General features: G+C 44.8%; 15 protein-coding genes. 7 read left to right on the top strand and 8 right to left on the bottom strand.

Annotated features, from left to right (window positions below; genetic code table 11):
• Window positions 1-4: 4 nt before the first annotated feature.
• Window positions 5-2,872, bottom strand: a complete 2,868-nt coding sequence (locus ACEN82_RS11435) for a hypothetical protein (protein WP_413320635.1) — start codon at window positions 2,870-2,872, stop codon at window positions 5-7.
• A 111-nt stretch (window positions 2,873-2,983) separates the two neighbouring features.
• Between ACEN82_RS11435 and ACEN82_RS11430 the strand changes: the two genes are divergently transcribed.
• A complete protein-coding gene (locus tag ACEN82_RS11430; protein WP_413320633.1) occupies window positions 2,984-3,658 on the top strand; it encodes an HhH-GPD family protein in 675 nt (224 codons plus the stop codon).
• On the opposite strand, the gene ACEN82_RS11425 is transcribed toward ACEN82_RS11430, so the two are convergent.
• The 4 genes from ACEN82_RS11425 to ACEN82_RS11410 all read right to left on the bottom strand — a co-directional run bounded on the left by ACEN82_RS11425 (window position 3,635) and on the right by ACEN82_RS11410 (window position 8,554).
• Window positions 3,635-4,813 carry an MvaI/BcnI family restriction endonuclease gene (locus tag ACEN82_RS11425; RefSeq protein ID WP_413320631.1) on the bottom strand — a complete coding sequence of 393 codons (1,179 nt, stop codon included), beginning with the start codon at window positions 4,811-4,813 and terminating at the stop codon, window positions 3,635-3,637. The genes ACEN82_RS11430 and ACEN82_RS11425 overlap by 24 nt on opposite strands.
• Before the next feature lie 6 nt (window positions 4,814-4,819).
• The gene (locus ACEN82_RS11420; protein ID WP_413320629.1) at window positions 4,820-7,042 is read right to left on the bottom strand and encodes a DNA cytosine methyltransferase; all 2,223 of its coding nucleotides are present in this window, start codon (window positions 7,040-7,042) and stop codon (window positions 4,820-4,822) included.
• Window positions 7,043-7,175: 133 nt separating this feature from the next.
• Window positions 7,176-8,024 carry an HNH endonuclease gene (locus ACEN82_RS11415; protein ID WP_413320627.1) on the bottom strand — a complete coding sequence of 283 codons (849 nt, stop codon included), beginning with the start codon at window positions 8,022-8,024 and terminating at the stop codon, window positions 7,176-7,178.
• Between the two features lie 251 nt (window positions 8,025-8,275).
• Entirely contained in the window at window positions 8,276-8,554 is a 279-nt protein-coding gene (locus tag ACEN82_RS11410) for a helix-turn-helix domain-containing protein (protein ID WP_413320625.1), read from the bottom strand.
• A 372-nt stretch (window positions 8,555-8,926) separates the two neighbouring features.
• Here ACEN82_RS11410 and ACEN82_RS11405 point away from each other — a divergent pair, with 372 nt between their 5' ends.
• From ACEN82_RS11405 to ACEN82_RS11390, 4 genes are all read left to right on the top strand, one after another.
• A complete protein-coding gene (locus ACEN82_RS11405; RefSeq protein ID WP_413320623.1) occupies window positions 8,927-9,199 on the top strand; it encodes a hypothetical protein in 273 nt (90 codons plus the stop codon).
• Window positions 9,200-9,342: 143 nt separating this feature from the next.
• Window positions 9,343-12,399, top strand: coding sequence for a SusC/RagA family TonB-linked outer membrane protein (locus tag ACEN82_RS11400; protein ID WP_413320621.1), 3,057 nt, complete (start codon window positions 9,343-9,345; stop codon window positions 12,397-12,399).
• Between the two features lie 9 nt (window positions 12,400-12,408).
• Window positions 12,409-13,788 (top strand): RagB/SusD family nutrient uptake outer membrane protein, encoded by a 1,380-nt coding sequence (locus tag ACEN82_RS11395; RefSeq protein ID WP_413320619.1) that lies wholly within the window; start codon window positions 12,409-12,411, stop codon window positions 13,786-13,788.
• 15 nt (window positions 13,789-13,803) lie between these two features.
• Window positions 13,804-14,358: a TlpA family protein disulfide reductase gene (locus ACEN82_RS11390; protein ID WP_413320617.1), complete on the top strand. Its 555-nt coding sequence runs from the start codon at window positions 13,804-13,806 to the stop codon at window positions 14,356-14,358.
• Between the two features lie 62 nt (window positions 14,359-14,420).
• Here ACEN82_RS11390 and ACEN82_RS11385 read toward each other — a convergent pair whose 3' ends face one another.
• The 3 genes from ACEN82_RS11385 to ACEN82_RS11375 all read right to left on the bottom strand — a co-directional run bounded on the left by ACEN82_RS11385 (window position 14,421) and on the right by ACEN82_RS11375 (window position 16,018).
• Window positions 14,421-14,729, bottom strand: a complete 309-nt coding sequence (locus tag ACEN82_RS11385; protein ID WP_413320615.1) for a DUF6520 family protein — start codon at window positions 14,727-14,729, stop codon at window positions 14,421-14,423.
• 155 nt (window positions 14,730-14,884) lie between these two features.
• Window positions 14,885-15,313, bottom strand: a complete 429-nt coding sequence (locus ACEN82_RS11380; protein WP_413320613.1) for a MauE/DoxX family redox-associated membrane protein — start codon at window positions 15,311-15,313, stop codon at window positions 14,885-14,887.
• Between the two features lie 132 nt (window positions 15,314-15,445).
• A complete protein-coding gene (locus tag ACEN82_RS11375) occupies window positions 15,446-16,018 on the bottom strand; it encodes a Crp/Fnr family transcriptional regulator (protein ID WP_413320611.1) in 573 nt (190 codons plus the stop codon).
• Window positions 16,019-16,239: 221 nt separating this feature from the next.
• Between ACEN82_RS11375 and ACEN82_RS11370 the strand changes: the two genes are divergently transcribed.
• Both ACEN82_RS11370 and ACEN82_RS11365 read left to right on the top strand, forming a co-directional pair.
• Window positions 16,240-17,499: an aminotransferase class I/II-fold pyridoxal phosphate-dependent enzyme gene (locus ACEN82_RS11370; protein ID WP_413320609.1), complete on the top strand. Its 1,260-nt coding sequence runs from the start codon at window positions 16,240-16,242 to the stop codon at window positions 17,497-17,499.
• Complete coding sequence (locus ACEN82_RS11365; protein ID WP_413320607.1) at window positions 17,496-18,386, top strand: RteC domain-containing protein; 891 nt, start codon at window positions 17,496-17,498, stop codon at window positions 18,384-18,386. Before ACEN82_RS11370 ends, ACEN82_RS11365 begins: the two co-directional genes overlap by 4 nt.
• The last annotated feature ends 27 nt before the right edge of the window (window positions 18,387-18,413 follow it).

Here is an 18,413-nt window from a genome sequence, read left to right as displayed (position 1 = left end):
CAGTCTATATAATTATGGTTGTAAGGTTGAGTTGTTGCCCTAGCTGCTTAGCCAAATTTTCGGCCAATGAATGTACCAATCCTTGGTAAACAGCGTAATAGGAACCGGTTGCAGATACTTCCAAAACGTTGTTTACCGTGGTAAATGCCGCGTTATATGGAAGCCTACCTGTGCAAAGGTAAAGGTAGGCCGGGATAGGTTGGGGTAGTCTTGCCTTTAAACGCACAACGAGCACATTCTTATTGGCGTCGAAGAACAATATATTAAGGCCAGTTAAGTGGAATAGCATGAATTTTCCCCATTGTTCATTCACCGTTGCTACGTTCCCATTAAAGTGCAAGTTTACCAATGAATAATAATCGCGTATCTTGTACTTAACCAGGGCGTTGGGTGGCAATTGTAATAGTGTGTATGGCTGGTATGCCAGCGTGGTAGTATCGAATAACGCGCAACGGGTAGGGTCATGGAAGCCAGCATTCTCGCCCGGATTCTCCACAGCTGCTGCCAGTAAGGACGCGACGGAAGGGATATGAGGTAATACGTCGAAATAATTAACTACATCGCGGTTCCCAATAATTTCCGCCGCCTTGGCTATGAAATTAGTATTACCATTTATATATAAAAATAGGCTGGGTGGTATCAAGGCATAGCTATCTTGCTCGGCGAATATCTTGATCGTAACTACGTCGCGATAAGCGGGTTGCTCGGACAATACAGCTAGTAGCTCGATATGCTTACCTTGGTAACACCCACCTAAAAAGAAAAGCTCGCCTGAGAAGACCTGCTCTTTTGTTTTCGTAGCGTTAAAAAAAGCACTATTAGCGTTTCCCAAACGGCAAAGAAATGGAGCAAGAGGAACAATGCTTCGTGCTTGGCCACGTTCGCCCCGGTTTATCATTACGCGGCAACTATCAACCAAGTTATACAAAGTATAATTCTTGAAATCTATGTAGTTACTTGTGGCGAGTTGATTATTCGCATAAAAAGCCGATAGCGAGGCATCGAAGGATTGTTTGCCTTGTTCTCCCCGGTAGGCCAAGTAGTGTAATAGTTGGACAGCTGGTGCATGTAATAAATCGTCAACCACCTGTATTTCTTGGTCCGCCCAAATTGTAAATTGCAACGGCGGGCGCTTGAAATCTTTGACGTTAGCTATAAAAGCTAAGAATTTGTCATTCCGGGGTTTCTCGTTGAATTGATCACCCTGGCCGGTTTGTAAGCTCGCTTCGTAATCATTTCCTATTAGGCCGTCAAAACCCGCGATAATAATCTTACCGTCGTTAACGATACCCACTGTTTGGCTGTTGGCAATTTCGCTAATGACGAGCTGGTAGGTACCGATGTTTTGCAAAAAATCAACGACGAAACCGTTAACAAACGGGTTAAAGTCAACTGGTGGGAAACCGTCAACGAGTAATTGCTCCCGCCCTGAAAATCCCTCCAAATGCACAGAAAAAGGAAAGCCCGCGATAAATGTACCGTTTGCTTTCGCCCTTAAACCACCGCTAATGGTCGCAGTAACCGTTGCTGGCAATTGCAAGTCTTGGTAACCTGGCAGTCCGCGTTTATAACCTTCCAAGCGGTATAAGCTCCAACCACCAATAGGTAAGTTGTCTTGTTTTTGAGCCTCGTTCTCCTCGAGCCATTCTTTGAAATTACTTAGCTTGGCATCTTTGGCCAAAAAATATTGGGTCCCGGATCGTTCGGGATGACCTGCTTCGATATAAACCTCGTTGGGTAAACCCTGGCTAATACCCGCCCCAAAAAGAAAATAATCCTTGGTAGGCTGGAAAACAGCTTTGAACCCGGCCTGTTGATCAACCAGCAAAAAAGGATCTGAAAAAGTTTTTCCACCAGGCCTTTCAATGGCGCTTGACCAGCCATTAAAATCAATCCAAACCTCCTTCCCGCCGAGTACTAACGTTTCATCTACGGGGGTTAATAAGCGGAAGTAGTAATTAAACTGCACTTTGCCAGTTGCAGGATGTTTTTCAAAAGCTAATTTTAATTTTTCAATTTTCTTTTGGATCGTGATATTTTTAAGCGTGGCTTCTTCAAATTCAGCTTTACCTTCATAATTAATTAATGCCTTGTTTATAATATCCAATACCAAGAGCTCATCGCCGTTTCGCCCGTTTAATTTAGCGGATGCTACCGGGATATATTTTCTAACGATGGCTTCGTTTGCCAGTAACATTGCTTTTACCCTAGGATTGCCCGCATCATCGCGGTGTAATCCTAAATCCCAGAACAGGCTAGGAAGACGTCTATACTCCGTGCGTGGCACGATAAATTGCGAGAGTACTTTTTCCACGTATTTTCTCGTACCAGGACTATCCTTTTTATTAAAAAACATGCCGAGCTCATCACCCCGGTTAGCAATGTCTTGCTCAACCCGGTTCCACGTAGTTTGAATGCAATTGCGGGTGTCGGCGTCATTTTCTGGAAAATTATTTCCCAGCAAATTATACAAGCCATTATAATACCCTCCAGCTCCTTTTTTTGCACCGTAAGTAAAAGCAACGGCGTAAGCAAATAATGGCGTAACGCCTTTTAGCGCACAAACCTTGTATTTACCTTGGTTATGTTCCAGGTAGTAATATTTTTCTATCGCGAGAATTTTGTTCGTAAATCCATGCTGAACAGGTGCAGCAACTTTCTTGGCAAGGTCCATTATAGGAGGACCTGAAATGATAGCTACTATAAACGAATTGATCGCTTCATGCTCTTCGTGCGTTTCGTTATTGCTTAGATGTGCAGTGTAAATGGCTGAGAAGTCCCCCGTATCGATATCCAGTAGGACAGTCTTACCGCGCTGGCTTTCATTAAAGAAAAAATCAAAAAGAGCTTGGTTCCATTCGCTGTAGTTCATTAGGCTTAAATCGTAATCCCGCTAGGTTTAGATCTTAAAAGTAATAATATTTAATAATAATACTACGAATGGTCTTGGTAAACATTAAACCCTTCCTATTGTTAAAAAAAGGTGGAAATTATCGACGAAAAGAAAATCCTTCATTTTCAAGCCAAACTGCTCGCTTGGTTTCGCATAGCTGGCAGGGAATTTCGTTGGCGACAAAATAAACTTTCACCCTACGAGTATATCATCGCGGAAGTGTTATTACAACGAACTAAGGCTGCGACCGCTGCTGCGTTTTATGATACTTTCCTCGCAAGTTATTCAAATTGGGACGCTATTGATCGGGAATCTTTGCCTGCATTAACCAGTTTTATGAAACCTATCGGTCTTCAGCAACAAAGAGCTGGCCGCCTAAAAAACCTTGCAGCTGAGATGGTTAGGCGGAAAGGCCGACTTCCACGAGATAGGAAAAAACTTGAAAAAGTGCCATTTATGGGCCAATACCTTGCAAATGCAGTTGAACTGGTGATCTTTAAAAGAAACACACCACTGATGGATGTTAATATGGCTAGGGTCTTAGAACGATATTTTGGGCCAAGAAAGCTAGCAGATATTAGGTACGATCCTTATTTGCAAAACTTGGGTGCTATAGTTGCGAGGCACAAGAAGTCCAGGTACGTTAGCTGGGCAATACTCGATTTTGCCGCGTTAATTTGCCAAGCCCGAAAACCCAGGTGCGAAGTTTGCATGCTTCAAAAAAATTGCCGGTTTTACCTACTAAACGAGGCTATAGATTTTTGAGGGTGGGAATAACAACGCTAAAGCGGCCGGCTTTATTTTGAATAAAGGACCTTTTTCTACGACTTTACCGCTGGGCTCTTTTTTAATCAAGTGGTCTAACGTGATATAGCCTTGGTCAAGCAAGATGTCAAATTGTGAAAGGATTGGCTTGCTCGTATGCTCTACCTTATTATAGTGTAAAAATTCGTTCCCGTCTACATGCGTAGAATTAGCTCCGATCCAAAAAGTCTCGTTATGCTTTTCTACCAATCTTTGGTGCAAGGTATCCATTGGCCAGCTGATAAAATTCCCGGTATTGGCTTGCCGCGAGTTTTCATGCAACAGGCTAGCCAACTGGTCAACATTTAATTGCAAACCTTGTGAGTTCCGCGACTTGGTAGAAACTGTGCAATATAATTTAAAATCCTCTCCCCTGGCGTAACCGAAGTTGGATAGGATCTCCGCGGAACTTTTGAATTTTGAAATCTTCCAGTCTGGGACTTGTGCAAATAGGTTTTTCCTATTTCCCCTCTTGTCACGGTAAGCTTTCAACTCGATCCCTTTATAATCAGGTTTTTTTGAAGAATTGATATCGATACCTAGCAAGGTTTCTAACGTTCGCCCGATAGCCGTATCGGCGTTTAGTAAGGCTTGGATCGGCCCCTTTCGACCAATCGCAACGAGTAATTGTAATAATTCATCCGCTACAGAGTTGACCTGTTTGTTAATTTCTATTACTAAATCCTGCAACGGGTTTTTAATTATAGCTCCTACTAAGCCTTCAACATCCAGCTGGGTAATGTTTATTAAGTATAGCGCGTTATCGTAATTAAATATCACGATAATATCGTGTGGGTTTGAAAAAGTGGGCAACCCTTTAAACCAAATTCGCGGGTCACCTTTCTTAGTCTCCGGCCGGTATAACGACGCGGCCGAAGGGATTAAACTAGCCGCGGTAACGAAATAAGCATTGAGTATCACCTTAGACAAGGTACCCTGTAGTTGGGCACCGTAATCGTGGATCTTTTGGTTTATAAAAAAACTCCGAACGGGGCCGGTAGCATCCAGTATAGACTTTTGTAAGCCGTTAGCAGTTGGTTCTAACGCTGTTACTTCGATGCCGTACTTGGTGAATACAGCTAGCCTCTTGGCTTCCAGGATGGTGAATTGCCTCATGCTTTGTTAATGGATGTTTTTTAGCAACTCGACGGCCACTGCTCTTGCCATTAATGGTGGAACGGCATTACCAACTAGCGTATATTGCGGTACCTCGGTTTTGCGTTTATTTCCACCGGTGGACCTTTTGCCTTGGAAAACAAAAGAGTCGTCAAATGATTGTAAACGCGCCATTTCACGAACAGTTAAAGCCCTAGGATTGGCAAAGTGTATATAATCATCGGGAATTGTTAGCACGGTCGGGCTCTGCCCATCAGCACGAAGTACGTTATAGTTCCTCTTATCAGATTCTAAACCCATCTCTTCAAGTTTTAAACGGGAGTCTGTATAATCACCCTGCTCCAAAATTATTTTTAGTCGCTGGATTACATCCTCGTTCTGCTTGCTCGTCTTGTGGTTAAGTAATGGCGCAACCTTATAGGCACCGGGAGTTTCCAGTTCTTCAAAGTCTCTTACATAGAAAGGATTTTTAAGATGTTTAAACCGTCCATTCAGCCGGCCTTTTTGAGACCACTCAGCATAAGTTAACCCTTTAGTAATGATAGTGCCGTCAATTGCACGCTTTTTTAGCAATTGGTTATACTTGGCGGAAGACCCGTTATATTTTGATTTTTTATCGATCTTTTCGTAATCCAGTTTCTCTTGGTCGTTATCAATAAAATCTAAATCGTGCAATGCTTCGAATACGGTTACTTTTTCTTGCCCAGTTACGCTGGCGGGGATAACCCTCACCATTTCCTGGTCTTTACGGCAGCCGATAAATAGTACCCTTTCGCGATTTTGTGGCACACCATAATCAGAAGCTAATGCCACGAATGGTTCTTCTATTTTGTAAAGCCTAATTTGTGCTAAGATTTCATCGAACTTATCCAAGTTTTTGGCCTTTTCGGCAAAAGGACGCAACCCGTTAACGCATTCATCAAATGTATAGGCGTAAATTTCCAATGCCTTTATCACGGCATTTACCTCTTCTTTATATTCAACACCAGGTTTGAGATTATGGAAAGCATTACTTATTTGCTCAATTATAGAGCCAGCTTCGATTGAAGTCAGGAAGTCGTCGAAAGCATCTGAAAATAAGTCATTATGCACATCGCAAAATGCTTTTTCGTTGATCACTTTTTTACGGATATAAGCTAGTTCTTTACTTCTTTTCAACAAGTTAAAACCGTGCCTTATCGAGTTAATATGAATGTCAGTTTTACTGGTTTTATAATCTGTAAATTTAGGCGTCAATACCTTGAACTTATTCTCCAAGTTCAGGATGTATTTATCCCTAAGTCCTTCTATTTCACTTTCTGTGCCGGTTTCAAACTGTAAGCGTAATAGGTAGCAATCTAGGACAAAATCATTGCCTTTAACTTGTTTTTTCAATTGGGTAACAAAAGAGATAAACTGGTGGAATTCTTCCAAATCGATAATAGAGCGAATTTCTGCTAGGATCATGTCCTTGATTTTCCCGCCTTCTTTTGTTAAAATGCCTTTGACATTTTCCATGACGAAATATTTCGGGCGTAATTGGCGAATTACTTTGAGATAATGCGAGAATAGGTCGTCCTTTTTATCAAACTTCTTTCTTTTACCGGCCAAGCTAAAACTTTGGCAAGGTGGCCCGCCGCAAACCACGTCAACGTTTTTACCATTGACTTTTTGGATCAGGTTATCTAAGAAATCTGGCTCGGTGATATCTTGTTTTAAAAACTCCATGTCAAGCCCTAACTGGTAATTATACCTTGCCAGGTGGGTCAGCTCGCAATTTTCATTAATATCACTAGCTAGCAAAAAATCATAATAGCTATTGCCTTCCTCGGCTTGTAAAAATCCTTCGCTAAAGCCGCCAGCACCAGCGAACAGGTCAATAAACGTCACGGCTTTTTTTCCTTCGAAATAAGCACTGTTATCATGGACCAATGATGTTTCTATATTTTCTTTACGCGTACTTACCAAAGATTGGATATAATCCTTCAGTTTTTTGCTAGTCAATGGTACATTTGCCGGGTTTTCTACGAAGTTTTTCACTTGGTCTTTCAGGAATCCCAAGAACTTGTTGACTACCTTATGGTTTGCATTAGCAGGTAGAACGTGGAAATTTTTGTCATCCCACGTACTTTTATCGGTTTTTTCGCCGGTGGCAATTTTGATCTGGATATCCTTTTCACGAATCACTAGGTGGATTGGAGATAGGTCATTTTTCCCAGGTTTATCGAGGTAATATTTTACACTTATCATATTGCGGACAGATTTACGGACACGGACAAATTTACGGACAAGAATGACAAATCAAAATAATTTTGATAAAAATTTTAGCATTATTTACTAACCACCTGTAAAAGAATACAATAATTTACGAGGAGGGTGTTACCTAACTAATCGAAGTGTCTTTTTCATTAATTGTCTTAATTAGGGTTGACTTTATCACTGCAGCTTTTATGCCATAATGAGCTTCCCGGTGGCAGTTTGGACATAACGCAGCTACGTTGACCGTTTTATCAGGCCCATCATCGGCTAACTTTAAAATGTGGTGAACTTCTAAAAATGGGACGCCAAGGCTATTTGCAAATGGCGCCGGTTTACCACACAATTCACAATTTCCATTAGCTCGCAATAAAGCATATTTTTTAACCATTGCGCTTCGCAAGTGGTAAATACGGATTGCCTCTTGCCGGTTACCCGGTCTAGCGTCAATTTTAATATTTATACGATCTTTTAATGTTCGTAGGTTTGATGGTAATTCAAAGTTTTCGACTTTGTCATTTTCTAGGCCAGTATAAATATTACAGGCAGGTACCAAGTAAAAGAACAATAGTGTATCGCCTTTGCGTTCACCCTCGCTAACTTTTTTATATTCCCAGCCTGCAACATCAAAAATCCCTTCAAACTTGTAAAGTTTGCGGTGGTTACCTCGTAACCTCACCTCGTGAGCATTGGGCTCCCGTGTCGAAAAAAGCAAAACATCGCGTTTTTCTGCCAGTAGCTTGTTTCCGGGCGCATTTATGTTTTGATCACCTTCACCACCTTGCCCAATGTAAAGCCATGAGCCATCACTAAATTGCTGGTTCGTGTAACCTACCCGTTTACCATGGCGACCACCAGACGTGATAATAACTGAACCCGGTTGCTTATAACCAGAAATAATCCCGGTCTGGAGTTGGTTGCTACCCACGAAACCTGTTAATTCCTGACGTTCGTATTCTTGGTATATCTTAAACATTCTTTTTAAGTTAATTTATAATGGCTAATACTGGATATACAGGCTCAATAAACTATCCCGGAATATTCTATTTGGCCAGTGGACGGCATGGCTATAGATGTAATATTACTTCTCATCAGTTATTGGGGTAATCACATGGGTTTACGCTAGGACCTATGCGGTTAACGCGATAGGGATCGTAGCGGCATCCTGCGAAGCAGATATAGCGAAGAGCCCGGGCTGAAAGCATCGCCATCAATAAAATGTACTTGTTATTTGCCTTTTCTATCTTTCCGTAAAGGAGGGTATTTCGGAATTTCGAAATCAAAATCCAATAGTTCCTTTGGGTGGACTTCTAAAGCTTTTGCAATTGCGGCGAGATTACTAATGGATGTGTTACTTATCCCTCTTTCTATATTTCCAATTTGTCTTATATCAAAACCAGTTCTTTCTACAAGATCCTCTTGAACAATGCCTTTCTCTTTTCTTATCTCTATTATCCTTTTACAAACTTGCTCAATGAAACTTTGATCACGATACTGACTTTTCATCCTCAAAATGAGTTGAAAGCATTTGTATAAAGTAGGAAGAATTTTTCCTATTTTTAGCTATTCTTTATTATATTTGATAAATTGAATGAAAAAGCTAAATAAACCATAGGTAATTTATCACTTATGTTATTTTTGCGGATACTTCGAAAATATTGAAGCATTCGCTTTGAGTCTTGCTCACGGAAATTGACACTTTCAAAAGAGCGCAGGATGAGAAGCCGGAATGCCCATGCTACAGGTGTGGGTATCCCTTCTTGTTTGTGCTCTTGGGCGTGTCAACCCTCCGTGAACAATAAGTTGGGACCCATGCCTGTAGTATTTTAACAGACCATCCCCTTCAGCGGACTCCATACTTGAAAATAATTCATTGTAATGGAAAACTTAAAACCACATCAAGACCAACCCGATTTCGGTACACTTACCGGGATAATGGAACGTTTTGCTCAAATTCCTTATGAGCAGTTCCAACAGGAGATTCATGACTGGTTTTATAACTCGCTTTCGGAAAAAGGGATCGATCTTCAACAATTACAGGATAAAGGGCTTACCCACTTACCCGATCTGGTAAGCTTTATTTATCACGAGGCTGAATTAAAGCAATTGTTGAACGATCAATCCAATTCCGATGAGCCGCGTAACAACTAAGCTTAAAATTTGGTTTCTGGTCATCTGTCCGCCCGAATGAGCGGACGGTAATGGCAACCTGTGATCAGTTAGTAGTTAAATCTAACAGGTTGCCATTATCACTTTCTATTATTCTCATTTCTCTTTCATTTTAAAAAAATATCATGAAAAAAACGATACTCTTAAGTGTCCTGGCCATGCTTTGGCTTTTTTTTAAAGCAAAGGCCCAGAATTCAAACCCTTCCGTACTGTCAACTATTACCGGAAAAGTCACCGATGAACAAGGACTTCCGCTTCCTGGAGCTACCGTACAATTGCTATCCACTAAAGCGATTGCCATCACCGGGAAAGAAGGTGAATTCCGGATTTCCGTGACCGGTACTTCAGGTACCTTATCCGTAAGCTTTATCGGCTACGTCACTTTAAAATACTCTTTTTCGCTTTCGGACGGGCCTTTATTGATCCGCCTGAAACCTACTGCCAATTCGCTTGATGAAGTACAGGTAATCGCGTATGGGAAAACCACTAAAAGGTACAATACCGGCAATGTCACCTCGGTTACAGCAGCAGACATTGAAAAACAACCGGTATCCAATGTATTAGCCGCTCTCGAAGGCCGTGTACCCGGTATGGTGGTGTCTCAAACCAGCGGTGTGGCCGGTTCTTCCTTCCATGTTCAGATCCGCGGGCAAAATGCACTGGATGCAACCTTATCCAGGAATGACCCGCTGTTTGTTATCGACGGCGTCCCATTTGAAAGCGGTAATACCGCCACTAACCAGATCAACTCCGCAGCTAACAACCCGACATCGATCAGTTCTGGCGGATTAAGCCCCCTTCAGACGATCAATCCGGCCGATATAGAAAGTATAGAAGTATTAAAAGATGCGGATGCAACTGCCATCTACGGGAGCCGTGCGGCCAACGGCGTGGTGCTGATCACCACGAAAAAAGGCAAAGCCGGTGAAACCAAAACCAGTTTCTCGGTCAACTCCGGGATCAGCAACATCGGCAGCACGGTCAGCCTGCTCAACACGCAGCAATATGTCGCCATGCGTAAAGAAGGCTTTGCCAACGATGGGCTGACCGTCAGCAACAATCCGGGTGATCCGGGTTTTGCTCCTGATATTACCCTATGGGACACCAAGCGTTATACCGACCTTAAAAAATTACTGATCGGTAACACCGCCCATGCCACCGATGCCCAGGCCACGGTATCCGGCGGAAATACCAACACGCAGTTTTTGATCGGCGGCGGTTACCACCGGGAAACAACCGTTTATCCGGGAGACTTTGCCGATGCGCGCGCCTCGCTGCATTTGAATATCAATCATACGTCTGCCGACAAAAGATTCAGCCTGCTGTTCTCCGGCATGTATGCCAATGATAACAACCGGTTGCCGCGTTATGACCTGGCCCGTTATATCAACCTGCCGCCGAATATCAAGCTGTACGATAGTCCAGGCAAACTGGCCTGGCAGGATGCCGGTATCCTGTATTCCTCGCTGGGCAACAATGATATTTTAAACCCGCTGTCCTTATTGCAGGAAAAATACAAATCGGTTAATGAGAACCTGCTCGGGAATTTGCAGTTAAGCTACAAAGTCCTGCGTAACCTTGTTTTCAGGACCAGCCTTGGCTATAATACCTTCCGGTCTGATGAATCGACGACAAGGCCAACCGCTGCCATCGATCCGAACTCCGGGGAACTGCCATCCGCCGGATTCGCCGTTTCCAATAACAGGAACTGGATCGTGGAGCCACAGCTGGAATACTCCAGGGTGACGGACAAGGATAAACTAAGTATTTTATTAGGAAATACCTACCAGGACAAAACAGGCAGTACCAGCGCCATTTACGGAAGCAATTACAATTCCGACCTGCTGCTGAATTCGATAGCCGCCGCACCGGTCATTACCGCTTCCAATGATTATGTACAATACCGCTACACCGCTTTTTTCGGACGGATCAACTATAACCTGCATGATAAGTATATCCTGAACCTTTCTGCGCGGCGGGACGGGTCCAGCCGCTTCGCACCGGAAAACCGCTGGGCGAACTTCGGCGCCATAGGTGCCGCCTGGTTGTTTTCCTCCGAGTCCTTTGTAAAAAACCTGTTGCCCTTCCTCAGTTTCGGTAAGTTAAGGGGAAGTTATGGTCGTACCGGTAACGACCAGATCGGTGATTATAAATTTTTAAACCTGTGGAGCAATACAACAAATACGTATGATGGTTTATCCGGCTTATACCCCAGGGCACTCTATAATCCCAATTACAATTGGGAGATCAATAAAAAGCTGGAAGGTGCTGTAGAACTGGGCTTCCTGAATGATGCCATTCTATTGACCGCGGCTTATTACCATAACCGGAGCAGTAACCAATTGATCAGCTATTCGCTCCCTGCACAAACCGGGTTTTTCAATGTGGTGCGGAACTTTCCGGGACTGGTCAGCAATACAGGCTGGGAGATGACGTTAACCACCCGGAACTTTCATCAGAAAGATTTCACCTGGAGTACTTCATTCAACATCACGCTGCCCAAAAATAAGCTGCTTGCTTTTCCGGGTTTAAGCACGTCCAGTTACGCGAGCCGGTACGTGATCGGGCAATCGCTGAACCTGATCAATGCGCTTAAATACACAGGCGTTGATCCGCAAACCGGGACTTATACTTATGAAGACAAGAATAAGGACGGGCAACTCACGACCGATGATTACCAGGTGCAGGGCAACCTCGACCCGAAATTCTATGGCGGCTTGCAGAACAACCTGAGCTATAAACAGTTCGACCTTAGTTTCTTTTTCGAGTTCCGGAAGCAAACGGGTTTAAGCTATCTGAACCAACTGGCCTATTATCCACCGGGCTGGATCTATAACCAACCCGACCTGGTACTTAACCGCTGGCAGCAGCCCGGTAATGTCAAACCCGTACAGCAATACACTGCAGGCTATACCAATGCGTATATCGCGATAGCGCAGCTGACCAATTCGAACGCGATTTATACCGATGCCTCGTTCATCAGGCTCAAAAATGTGGCTTTGGCCTGGCATTTACCGGAAAGCTGGCTCAGCCGCTACCATATCCGGGATTGCCGGATCTATCTCCAGGGCCAGAACCTGCTGACGATCACCAGCTATAAAGGATCTGATCCTGAAACCCAGAATTTCTATATCCTGCCGCCCTTACGGTCAATCGTCGGCGGTATCCAGTTCACTTTTTAATACGACGATATGAAAACCCATAAATTATTCAACACCAGCCTGGCTGCCGCACTTTCCTTATTAGTGTCTTTGTCCTCCTGTAAAAAATTCGTGGACATTCCGGGGCCACAGACGCAAGTGGAATCGTCCCGGGTCTTTTCCAGCGATGCCGCGGCGACCTCAGCCGTCGTTGGTCTGTACAACCAGATGATCGCCAACAACCTGACCATGATGAACGGCGCGGTCACCATCTACGCCGGATTATCCGCGGATGAGTTGAGTAACGTCAATCCAAATTCAAATTATGATGCGTTCATGAACAATGTTATCCCTACGAACAGCACAACGGTTTATTCCAGTTTCTGGTCCAATGCCTACCGGTATATTTACCAGGCCAACGCGGTGCTGGAGGGCCTGGATCAATCCACAACGATCAGCACCGCCGTCAAAGACGAACTCCGCGGTGAAATGTTATTCACCCGGGCTTTGACCTACTTTTATCTCGTCAACCTGTTCGGCGACGTACCGCTTGTTCTTTCGACGGACTACGGGATAAACGGTTCGCTTCCCAGGGCCTCCACCACCACTGTCGAACAGCAGATCCTGACCGATCTGACCGAAGCAGAACAACTGCTTTCCGCTAATGATGCCGCATCAGGTAACGCCCGGCCCGGCCGGATGGCTGCCGCCGCGCTGCTGGCCAGGGTGTATCTGTATCAAAAAGACTGGGTAAACGCGGAAAAACAGGCGACAGCAGTCCTAAGCCCGGGGACCTATACACTGGAGAACGATCTTAACCAGGTGTTCAACAGTTCATCGTCAGAAACGATCTTTCAATTGGTCAAACCAACTGCGAATACGGCTGAGGGCGCTGCCTTTATTCCCGGTTCCCCTACATCCATCCCTACATTTAAAGTCACCGGGAGTCTATTGCAGGCATTTGAAAAAGGGGATAACCGGCGAAACGCCTGGCTAAGGGCGAATACCGTCGGTGGTACGGACTACACCTACCCTTACAAATACAAGGTCAGGAACAGCACGAGTGTCACGGAAAACAATATCGTCCTGCGGCTTGCGGAGGTGTACCTGATCCGCGCAGAAGCCAGGGCGCAGCAGGACAAAATCAGTGACGCGCTGGCTGATCTGAATATCATACGGCAAAGGGCCGGTTTAACACCCATTACCACTTCAACCGAGACCGCTACGCTAAAGGCCATTATGCATGAAAGGCAAACCGAACTTTTCGCGGAATGGGGACACCGCTGGCTGGACCTGAAAAGAACCGGGCAGGCCAATGAAGTGTTAGGCGCAATCAAAGGTACCAACTGGCAGCCTGCAGACACCCTGTACCCGATCCCGCAATCCCAGATCCAGCTGAATCCTTTCCTTACACAAAATCCAGGTTATTAATAAAAACAAAACATCATGATTAAATTTATTGCCACATTTTTATTCCTCATCAGTTGCTATTGCGCCGGCGCGCAATCCCCCCGGAACTATCCGGCTGTAGGTTCCCCTTGTCCTGATCTTCAATTTAATGAGGTCCGCTATTTTACCAAAAAGCAGGTCTCCCTTGCTGATTTTAAGGGGCAGTGGCTGATCCTGGATTTCTGGAACAGGCATTGCGGGACCTGTATTGAAAAAATGCCGGCAACAGACAGCCTGCAGCAAAAATTCTCCAAACAGGTAAGCATACTGCTGGTGGGCTATACCGGGTCACAATATACGCACCGGCCCGACAATGCGATCAGGGCGTTTTACAAAGGTATCCGTAAAAGGATGCGTGTCAGCCTGCCAATTGCCTATGATTCGCTGATGTTCCACCGGCTGGCTATCGGCGCTTGCCCTTATATCATTATTGTCGACCCCAAGGGGATTGTGCGGGCAGTAACTACCCGGATAACAGCCGGGGATATGGCCGCGTTCCTGGCAGGAAGAAATCCGGTACTGGAAAAAGCCGTCAACCGCAAAGGCATATAGTCCTGAAACAAAGAAAGCCCCGACGAGTCGGGGCTTTCTTTGTTTTAACATCCGCACACAGCTTAATTAGGCTTTTTAATCTGGTCTGCCCCTGGGGCATTACTTGGATAGGTGGCTATTGCTGAAGAAAAACCGCGTAAGCAGTCTTTTGCGGTTCCGGGATCGCAGGGCGAATTCACCTGGCTTTTTTCTGATTGTACATAAAAATCCGATGCATTAACGATCGTACCGGTCGGGTGCATCGCGTCGTAAGTTACTTTATACCAGTAAAGCGATGCGAACTTGTTATGGTTGTGCTCTTTAACCGTGGTAAATGCGCTGGCGCTTACTGCGATGATAACGGCCAGCATGGGAAAAATTAACTTTTTCATTGGAAAAGAATGCTTTATTCCATCAAAAAACATTCAGAAAAACTTTAGTAATTTATTTTAATAAATTCTTTGCCTACTCTGATTGCAGGTTTTCGGCACCTCCTGTGCTATGCACCGGCAGCAACCGCCGCCGGTTAAGCTATTGTTTCTTCTGATTAATTTGCGGTCTGCCTCCTTTCCCTGTGGGTAATATATATTCCGATAACCGTTAACAGCAGGAAAAACAGGTTGAAAAAAAAGTGGGATTTCCAGCCCATATATTTCAGGACGCCACCGCAGGAACAAGGGATATGGCCAAAATAATTGACCAATACGAGTCCTGCATAGCCGGTGAACAGCAGCATCAGGGCAAAAGCCATATAAAGCCCCCATGATCTTGTTTTAGGAAACAGCAATAATGCCGCTGCGACGATTTCCGTTACCGGGAGTATATAAATCAAAACCTGCACTGCCCGGTGCGGGATAGCCTGGTGATGCATCTGTACCTTAAATTGTCCGAAATCCATCAGTTTGCTGCTTGCCGTATAAACGAACAGGAAGATGAGCAGCAAGGTAATCATGTCAAAGATGTGGGTACGTTTCATAAGGCATCAGACTATATACCAAAAGTAGACAGCACCGTCCGGCAGCCGGTGTAACCCCTGTTACCAGTTGCGGGTCGTTTGGTTATCAGTTGCTGTGCTCTTTGATGCGAAAAGCAATTTTAAAAGATAAGTTCAGCGGGGCTTCCTGTTAATGATCCGGCTCAGGCTAACCCGGCTCATATGGAGGTAAGAGGCGATCATCCTCAACGGTGCCTTTTTAAAAATATGCGGACTTTCTTTCCGGAGTTTCTGGTATCGCCGCTCTGGCGGCAGCGAGCACAACAGATGCCGCTCATATTCCTTTTGCAGGTGTTTTTGAACGGCAAACCGGATAACGGCTTTGGTATCGGGATACTTATCCATTAACCGCTTTAGATATTCGTAATCAATCGGGTTTAACTCCGAGTTTTCCAGGATCTCGATATATTCCATAGCGGGCATATTCCAGAACCCGGCATACGAAAATATCACTTCGCCCTCGTTCCAGAACCGGACGGTATGCTCCTGGCCTTCGTCATCGTAAAAATAGCCTCTGGCAAATCCGCTGCTGAGATACCATAGCCTGTTTTCCGACTGTCCCTGTGCCTGGATAACCTGGTGATGCTTGTAAAATTCCAGCTTTAAGTCCTTTACGGCTTCCTGAATAAAGCCGGAAGACAAATTGGTAATCCCGCTTAAAAAATCAATTATAGGCTTCGTATCCATGGTCAGCAAGATTAAGTTGGACAAATTCCTGATTTATAGTCCTTCGATTTTAAACGAATTGGTTTTTTAAATAAAAAGGATGCAAAGTTAATGGTCGAAATTGTCCCAAGTGGTGACATGAGAGATATAGAAACAAAGATTTAACGACTAATTAATATTTATTTTCATGTCACCGCTTTTCGGAATACCGCACCATAGGTTTAAACATTTAACCTTATTTTATGGATATAGACTTTAATAAAGCCAGTTTTAAAGATTTCGAAAACGTTCCGGGTCAGGACATTTTCGAGACCGCAAAGGAGTTCCAGCGGTACCTGGATTTCCTTAAAAGCAATGATCACCTGAACTACCGGATCCAGTCATTAAGTCCTGTTGGCCCGGAAATGGACCTGATGCTGCCCGGCGACACACAGCCGACAAGATCGGTTTGCCTCGTTTCCAATGACTATCTCGGATTCAGCCAGCACCCTGAAATTAAAGCCGCGGTAATCCGCGCTACGCAGCAGTTCGGCACCGGGTCGGGTGCCTCTCCCGCTATAGGTGGCCATTTTACCTATCATGAGCAACTGGAGAAAAAGATAGCCGGGTTTTACCGGAAGGACGAAGCGATCCTGTATACAACAGGTTACACCGCCAACAGCGCCACGCTACAGTGCCTGCTCCACAAAGAAGACCTGGCCATTTTAGATATGGCGGTTCATGCCAGCGTTTATGAAGGCGTTTTAACTACGACGGTGAAAACATTCCTGCACAATAATCTGGAAATGCTGGAACAGGTGCTCCGGAACGCGCAAGACAAATACCGCACGAAAATGGTGATCATCGACGGCGTTTACAGTCAGGACGGGGATATCGCGCCGATAGACCGGATCGCGGAACTCACACACCGCTACGGCGCTTACCTGGTTGTCGATGATGCGCACGGAATCGGCGTTGCCGGCGAGACCGGCAGAGGTGTCATCGAACTTTACAATGCCTTTGACCAGGTGGACATCATCACCGGCACATTCAGCAAAGCCCTGGGAAATATCGGCGGCTATGTTGTCGGCAAGCCCGAGATCATCAATTACCTGAAATACCAGTCCAAACAGCACCTTTTTTCTACCACGGCAACGCCGGCGATCATGGGGATCATCAGGGCCATTGAACTGGTGGATGAGGAACCCCAATGGCGGGCGAAGCTCTGGGAAAACATTAATTATCTGAAAAGCGGGCTTACGGGTTTAGGCCTTGATATCGGCACCACGGCTTCTGCGGTAATCCCGGTTAAGATCGGCGATATACCCAAAACCCTTGAAGCCGGACGGCTGCTGCTGCGGGCCGGGATCTACGCCAACCCGATCATGTATCCGGCAGTCTCTAAAAAGAATGCCCGCATCCGGATGAACATCATGGCCACACATACGCTGGCGCACCTGGACAAGGTGCTGAACGCTTTCAGCGATATCAATGCTCAACTTCACATATCGAAATTCCTATGAAAAGCATAGCTGAACGTTTCCATACCGCTATGGAAAGTCAACTGGCTGACGTCATGCTCAACAGCCAAACGCCAACCGAGCAATACCGTAAGTCAATCCTGATCTGTAAGAAAGCGATGAACAAACTGAAAAGGTATATTTCCAGCTATTCATTTGAAAACAAGGCGGAAGAGATCCAGTTTTTCAAAGAAATCAAACCTTTATTCTACAGTAAATACATTTACTATATCAACGTTTATAATTTTTTGATGCAGCTTCCTGCCGGCGGTGAAGATGCCTTCCGCAGCTATATCAATTTTCAGCTGACGGACCTTCAGCGTTTCTTTGACAGCAACAAAGCCTTTTATCAATATTACCGTTCCGGCGGCAGCCAGATGGACGAAGTTTATTTTACGCGCGGCGACTTTGATGTACAAATGGAACTGGAAGATTTTGAAGAAGATGAGCAATACTCCACCAGCCATGACTATAAATTATCCAAAATCATGGCTAATGAAAAGTTTCAGGATTACCTGAAGCTTGAACTCGCGAGAATCGGCAATGAAGACCTGGTGCAACTGAACGGGCACAAAGTGTTCCCGTTCCATCACCCGAACTGGACGGCAAGCCAGACCGATGCGATCGAACTTTTGTATTCGCTCAAGGCATCGGGAGCCGTCAATCATGGCAATATCGAGATCAGCGAACTGGTCGGTATTTTCGAGTTCGTATTCCAAACCGAACTGCATGAAACCTATCACAAGCTATTGGACATCAGCCGCAGAAAAAAGGAAATGTTCATTTTCTTAAACCGGATGAAAAACAGCTTCCAGAATTTCATCAACGACAAACTGGGCGTGTTGGTGATGGGCGGAGCTGTTACTGCAATTTTATATTACAGTCTATAAAAGACTAAAACAATGCATCATTCAGGA

The sequence above is a fragment of the Mucilaginibacter sp. Mucisp73 genome (genome assembly GCF_059491465.1).
The sequence above is the reverse complement of the archived record's forward strand: the minus strand, read 5'-3'. Positions and strand labels throughout refer to the sequence as shown.

What these genes read in the sequence shown, in the direction of transcription:
- ACEN82_RS11435 (WP_413320635.1), bottom strand. Translation starts at nt 2,872, where the DNA reads ATGAACTACAGCGAATGGAACCAAGCTCTTTTTGATTTTTTCTTTAAT.
- ACEN82_RS11425 (WP_413320631.1), bottom strand. Translation starts at nt 4,813, where the DNA reads ATGAGGCAATTCACCATCCTGGAAGCCAAGAGGCTAGCTGTATTCACC.
- ACEN82_RS11420 (WP_413320629.1), bottom strand. Translation starts at nt 7,042, where the DNA reads ATGATAAGTGTAAAATATTACCTCGATAAACCTGGGAAAAATGACCTA.
- ACEN82_RS11415 (WP_413320627.1), bottom strand. Translation starts at nt 8,024, where the DNA reads ATGTTTAAGATATACCAAGAATACGAACGTCAGGAATTAACAGGTTTC.
- ACEN82_RS11410 (WP_413320625.1), bottom strand. Translation starts at nt 8,554, where the DNA reads ATGAAAAGTCAGTATCGTGATCAAAGTTTCATTGAGCAAGTTTGTAAA.
- ACEN82_RS11405 (WP_413320623.1), top strand. Translation starts at nt 8,927, where the DNA reads ATGGAAAACTTAAAACCACATCAAGACCAACCCGATTTCGGTACACTT.
- ACEN82_RS11400 (WP_413320621.1), top strand. Translation starts at nt 9,343, where the DNA reads ATGAAAAAAACGATACTCTTAAGTGTCCTGGCCATGCTTTGGCTTTTT.
- ACEN82_RS11395 (WP_413320619.1), top strand. Translation starts at nt 12,409, where the DNA reads ATGAAAACCCATAAATTATTCAACACCAGCCTGGCTGCCGCACTTTCC.
- ACEN82_RS11390 (WP_413320617.1), top strand. Translation starts at nt 13,804, where the DNA reads ATGATTAAATTTATTGCCACATTTTTATTCCTCATCAGTTGCTATTGC.
- ACEN82_RS11385 (WP_413320615.1), bottom strand. Translation starts at nt 14,729, where the DNA reads ATGAAAAAGTTAATTTTTCCCATGCTGGCCGTTATCATCGCAGTAAGC.
- ACEN82_RS11380 (WP_413320613.1), bottom strand. Translation starts at nt 15,313, where the DNA reads ATGAAACGTACCCACATCTTTGACATGATTACCTTGCTGCTCATCTTC.
- ACEN82_RS11375 (WP_413320611.1), bottom strand. Translation starts at nt 16,018, where the DNA reads ATGGATACGAAGCCTATAATTGATTTTTTAAGCGGGATTACCAATTTG.
- ACEN82_RS11370 (WP_413320609.1), top strand. Translation starts at nt 16,240, where the DNA reads ATGGATATAGACTTTAATAAAGCCAGTTTTAAAGATTTCGAAAACGTT.
- ACEN82_RS11365 (WP_413320607.1), top strand. Translation starts at nt 17,496, where the DNA reads ATGAAAAGCATAGCTGAACGTTTCCATACCGCTATGGAAAGTCAACTG.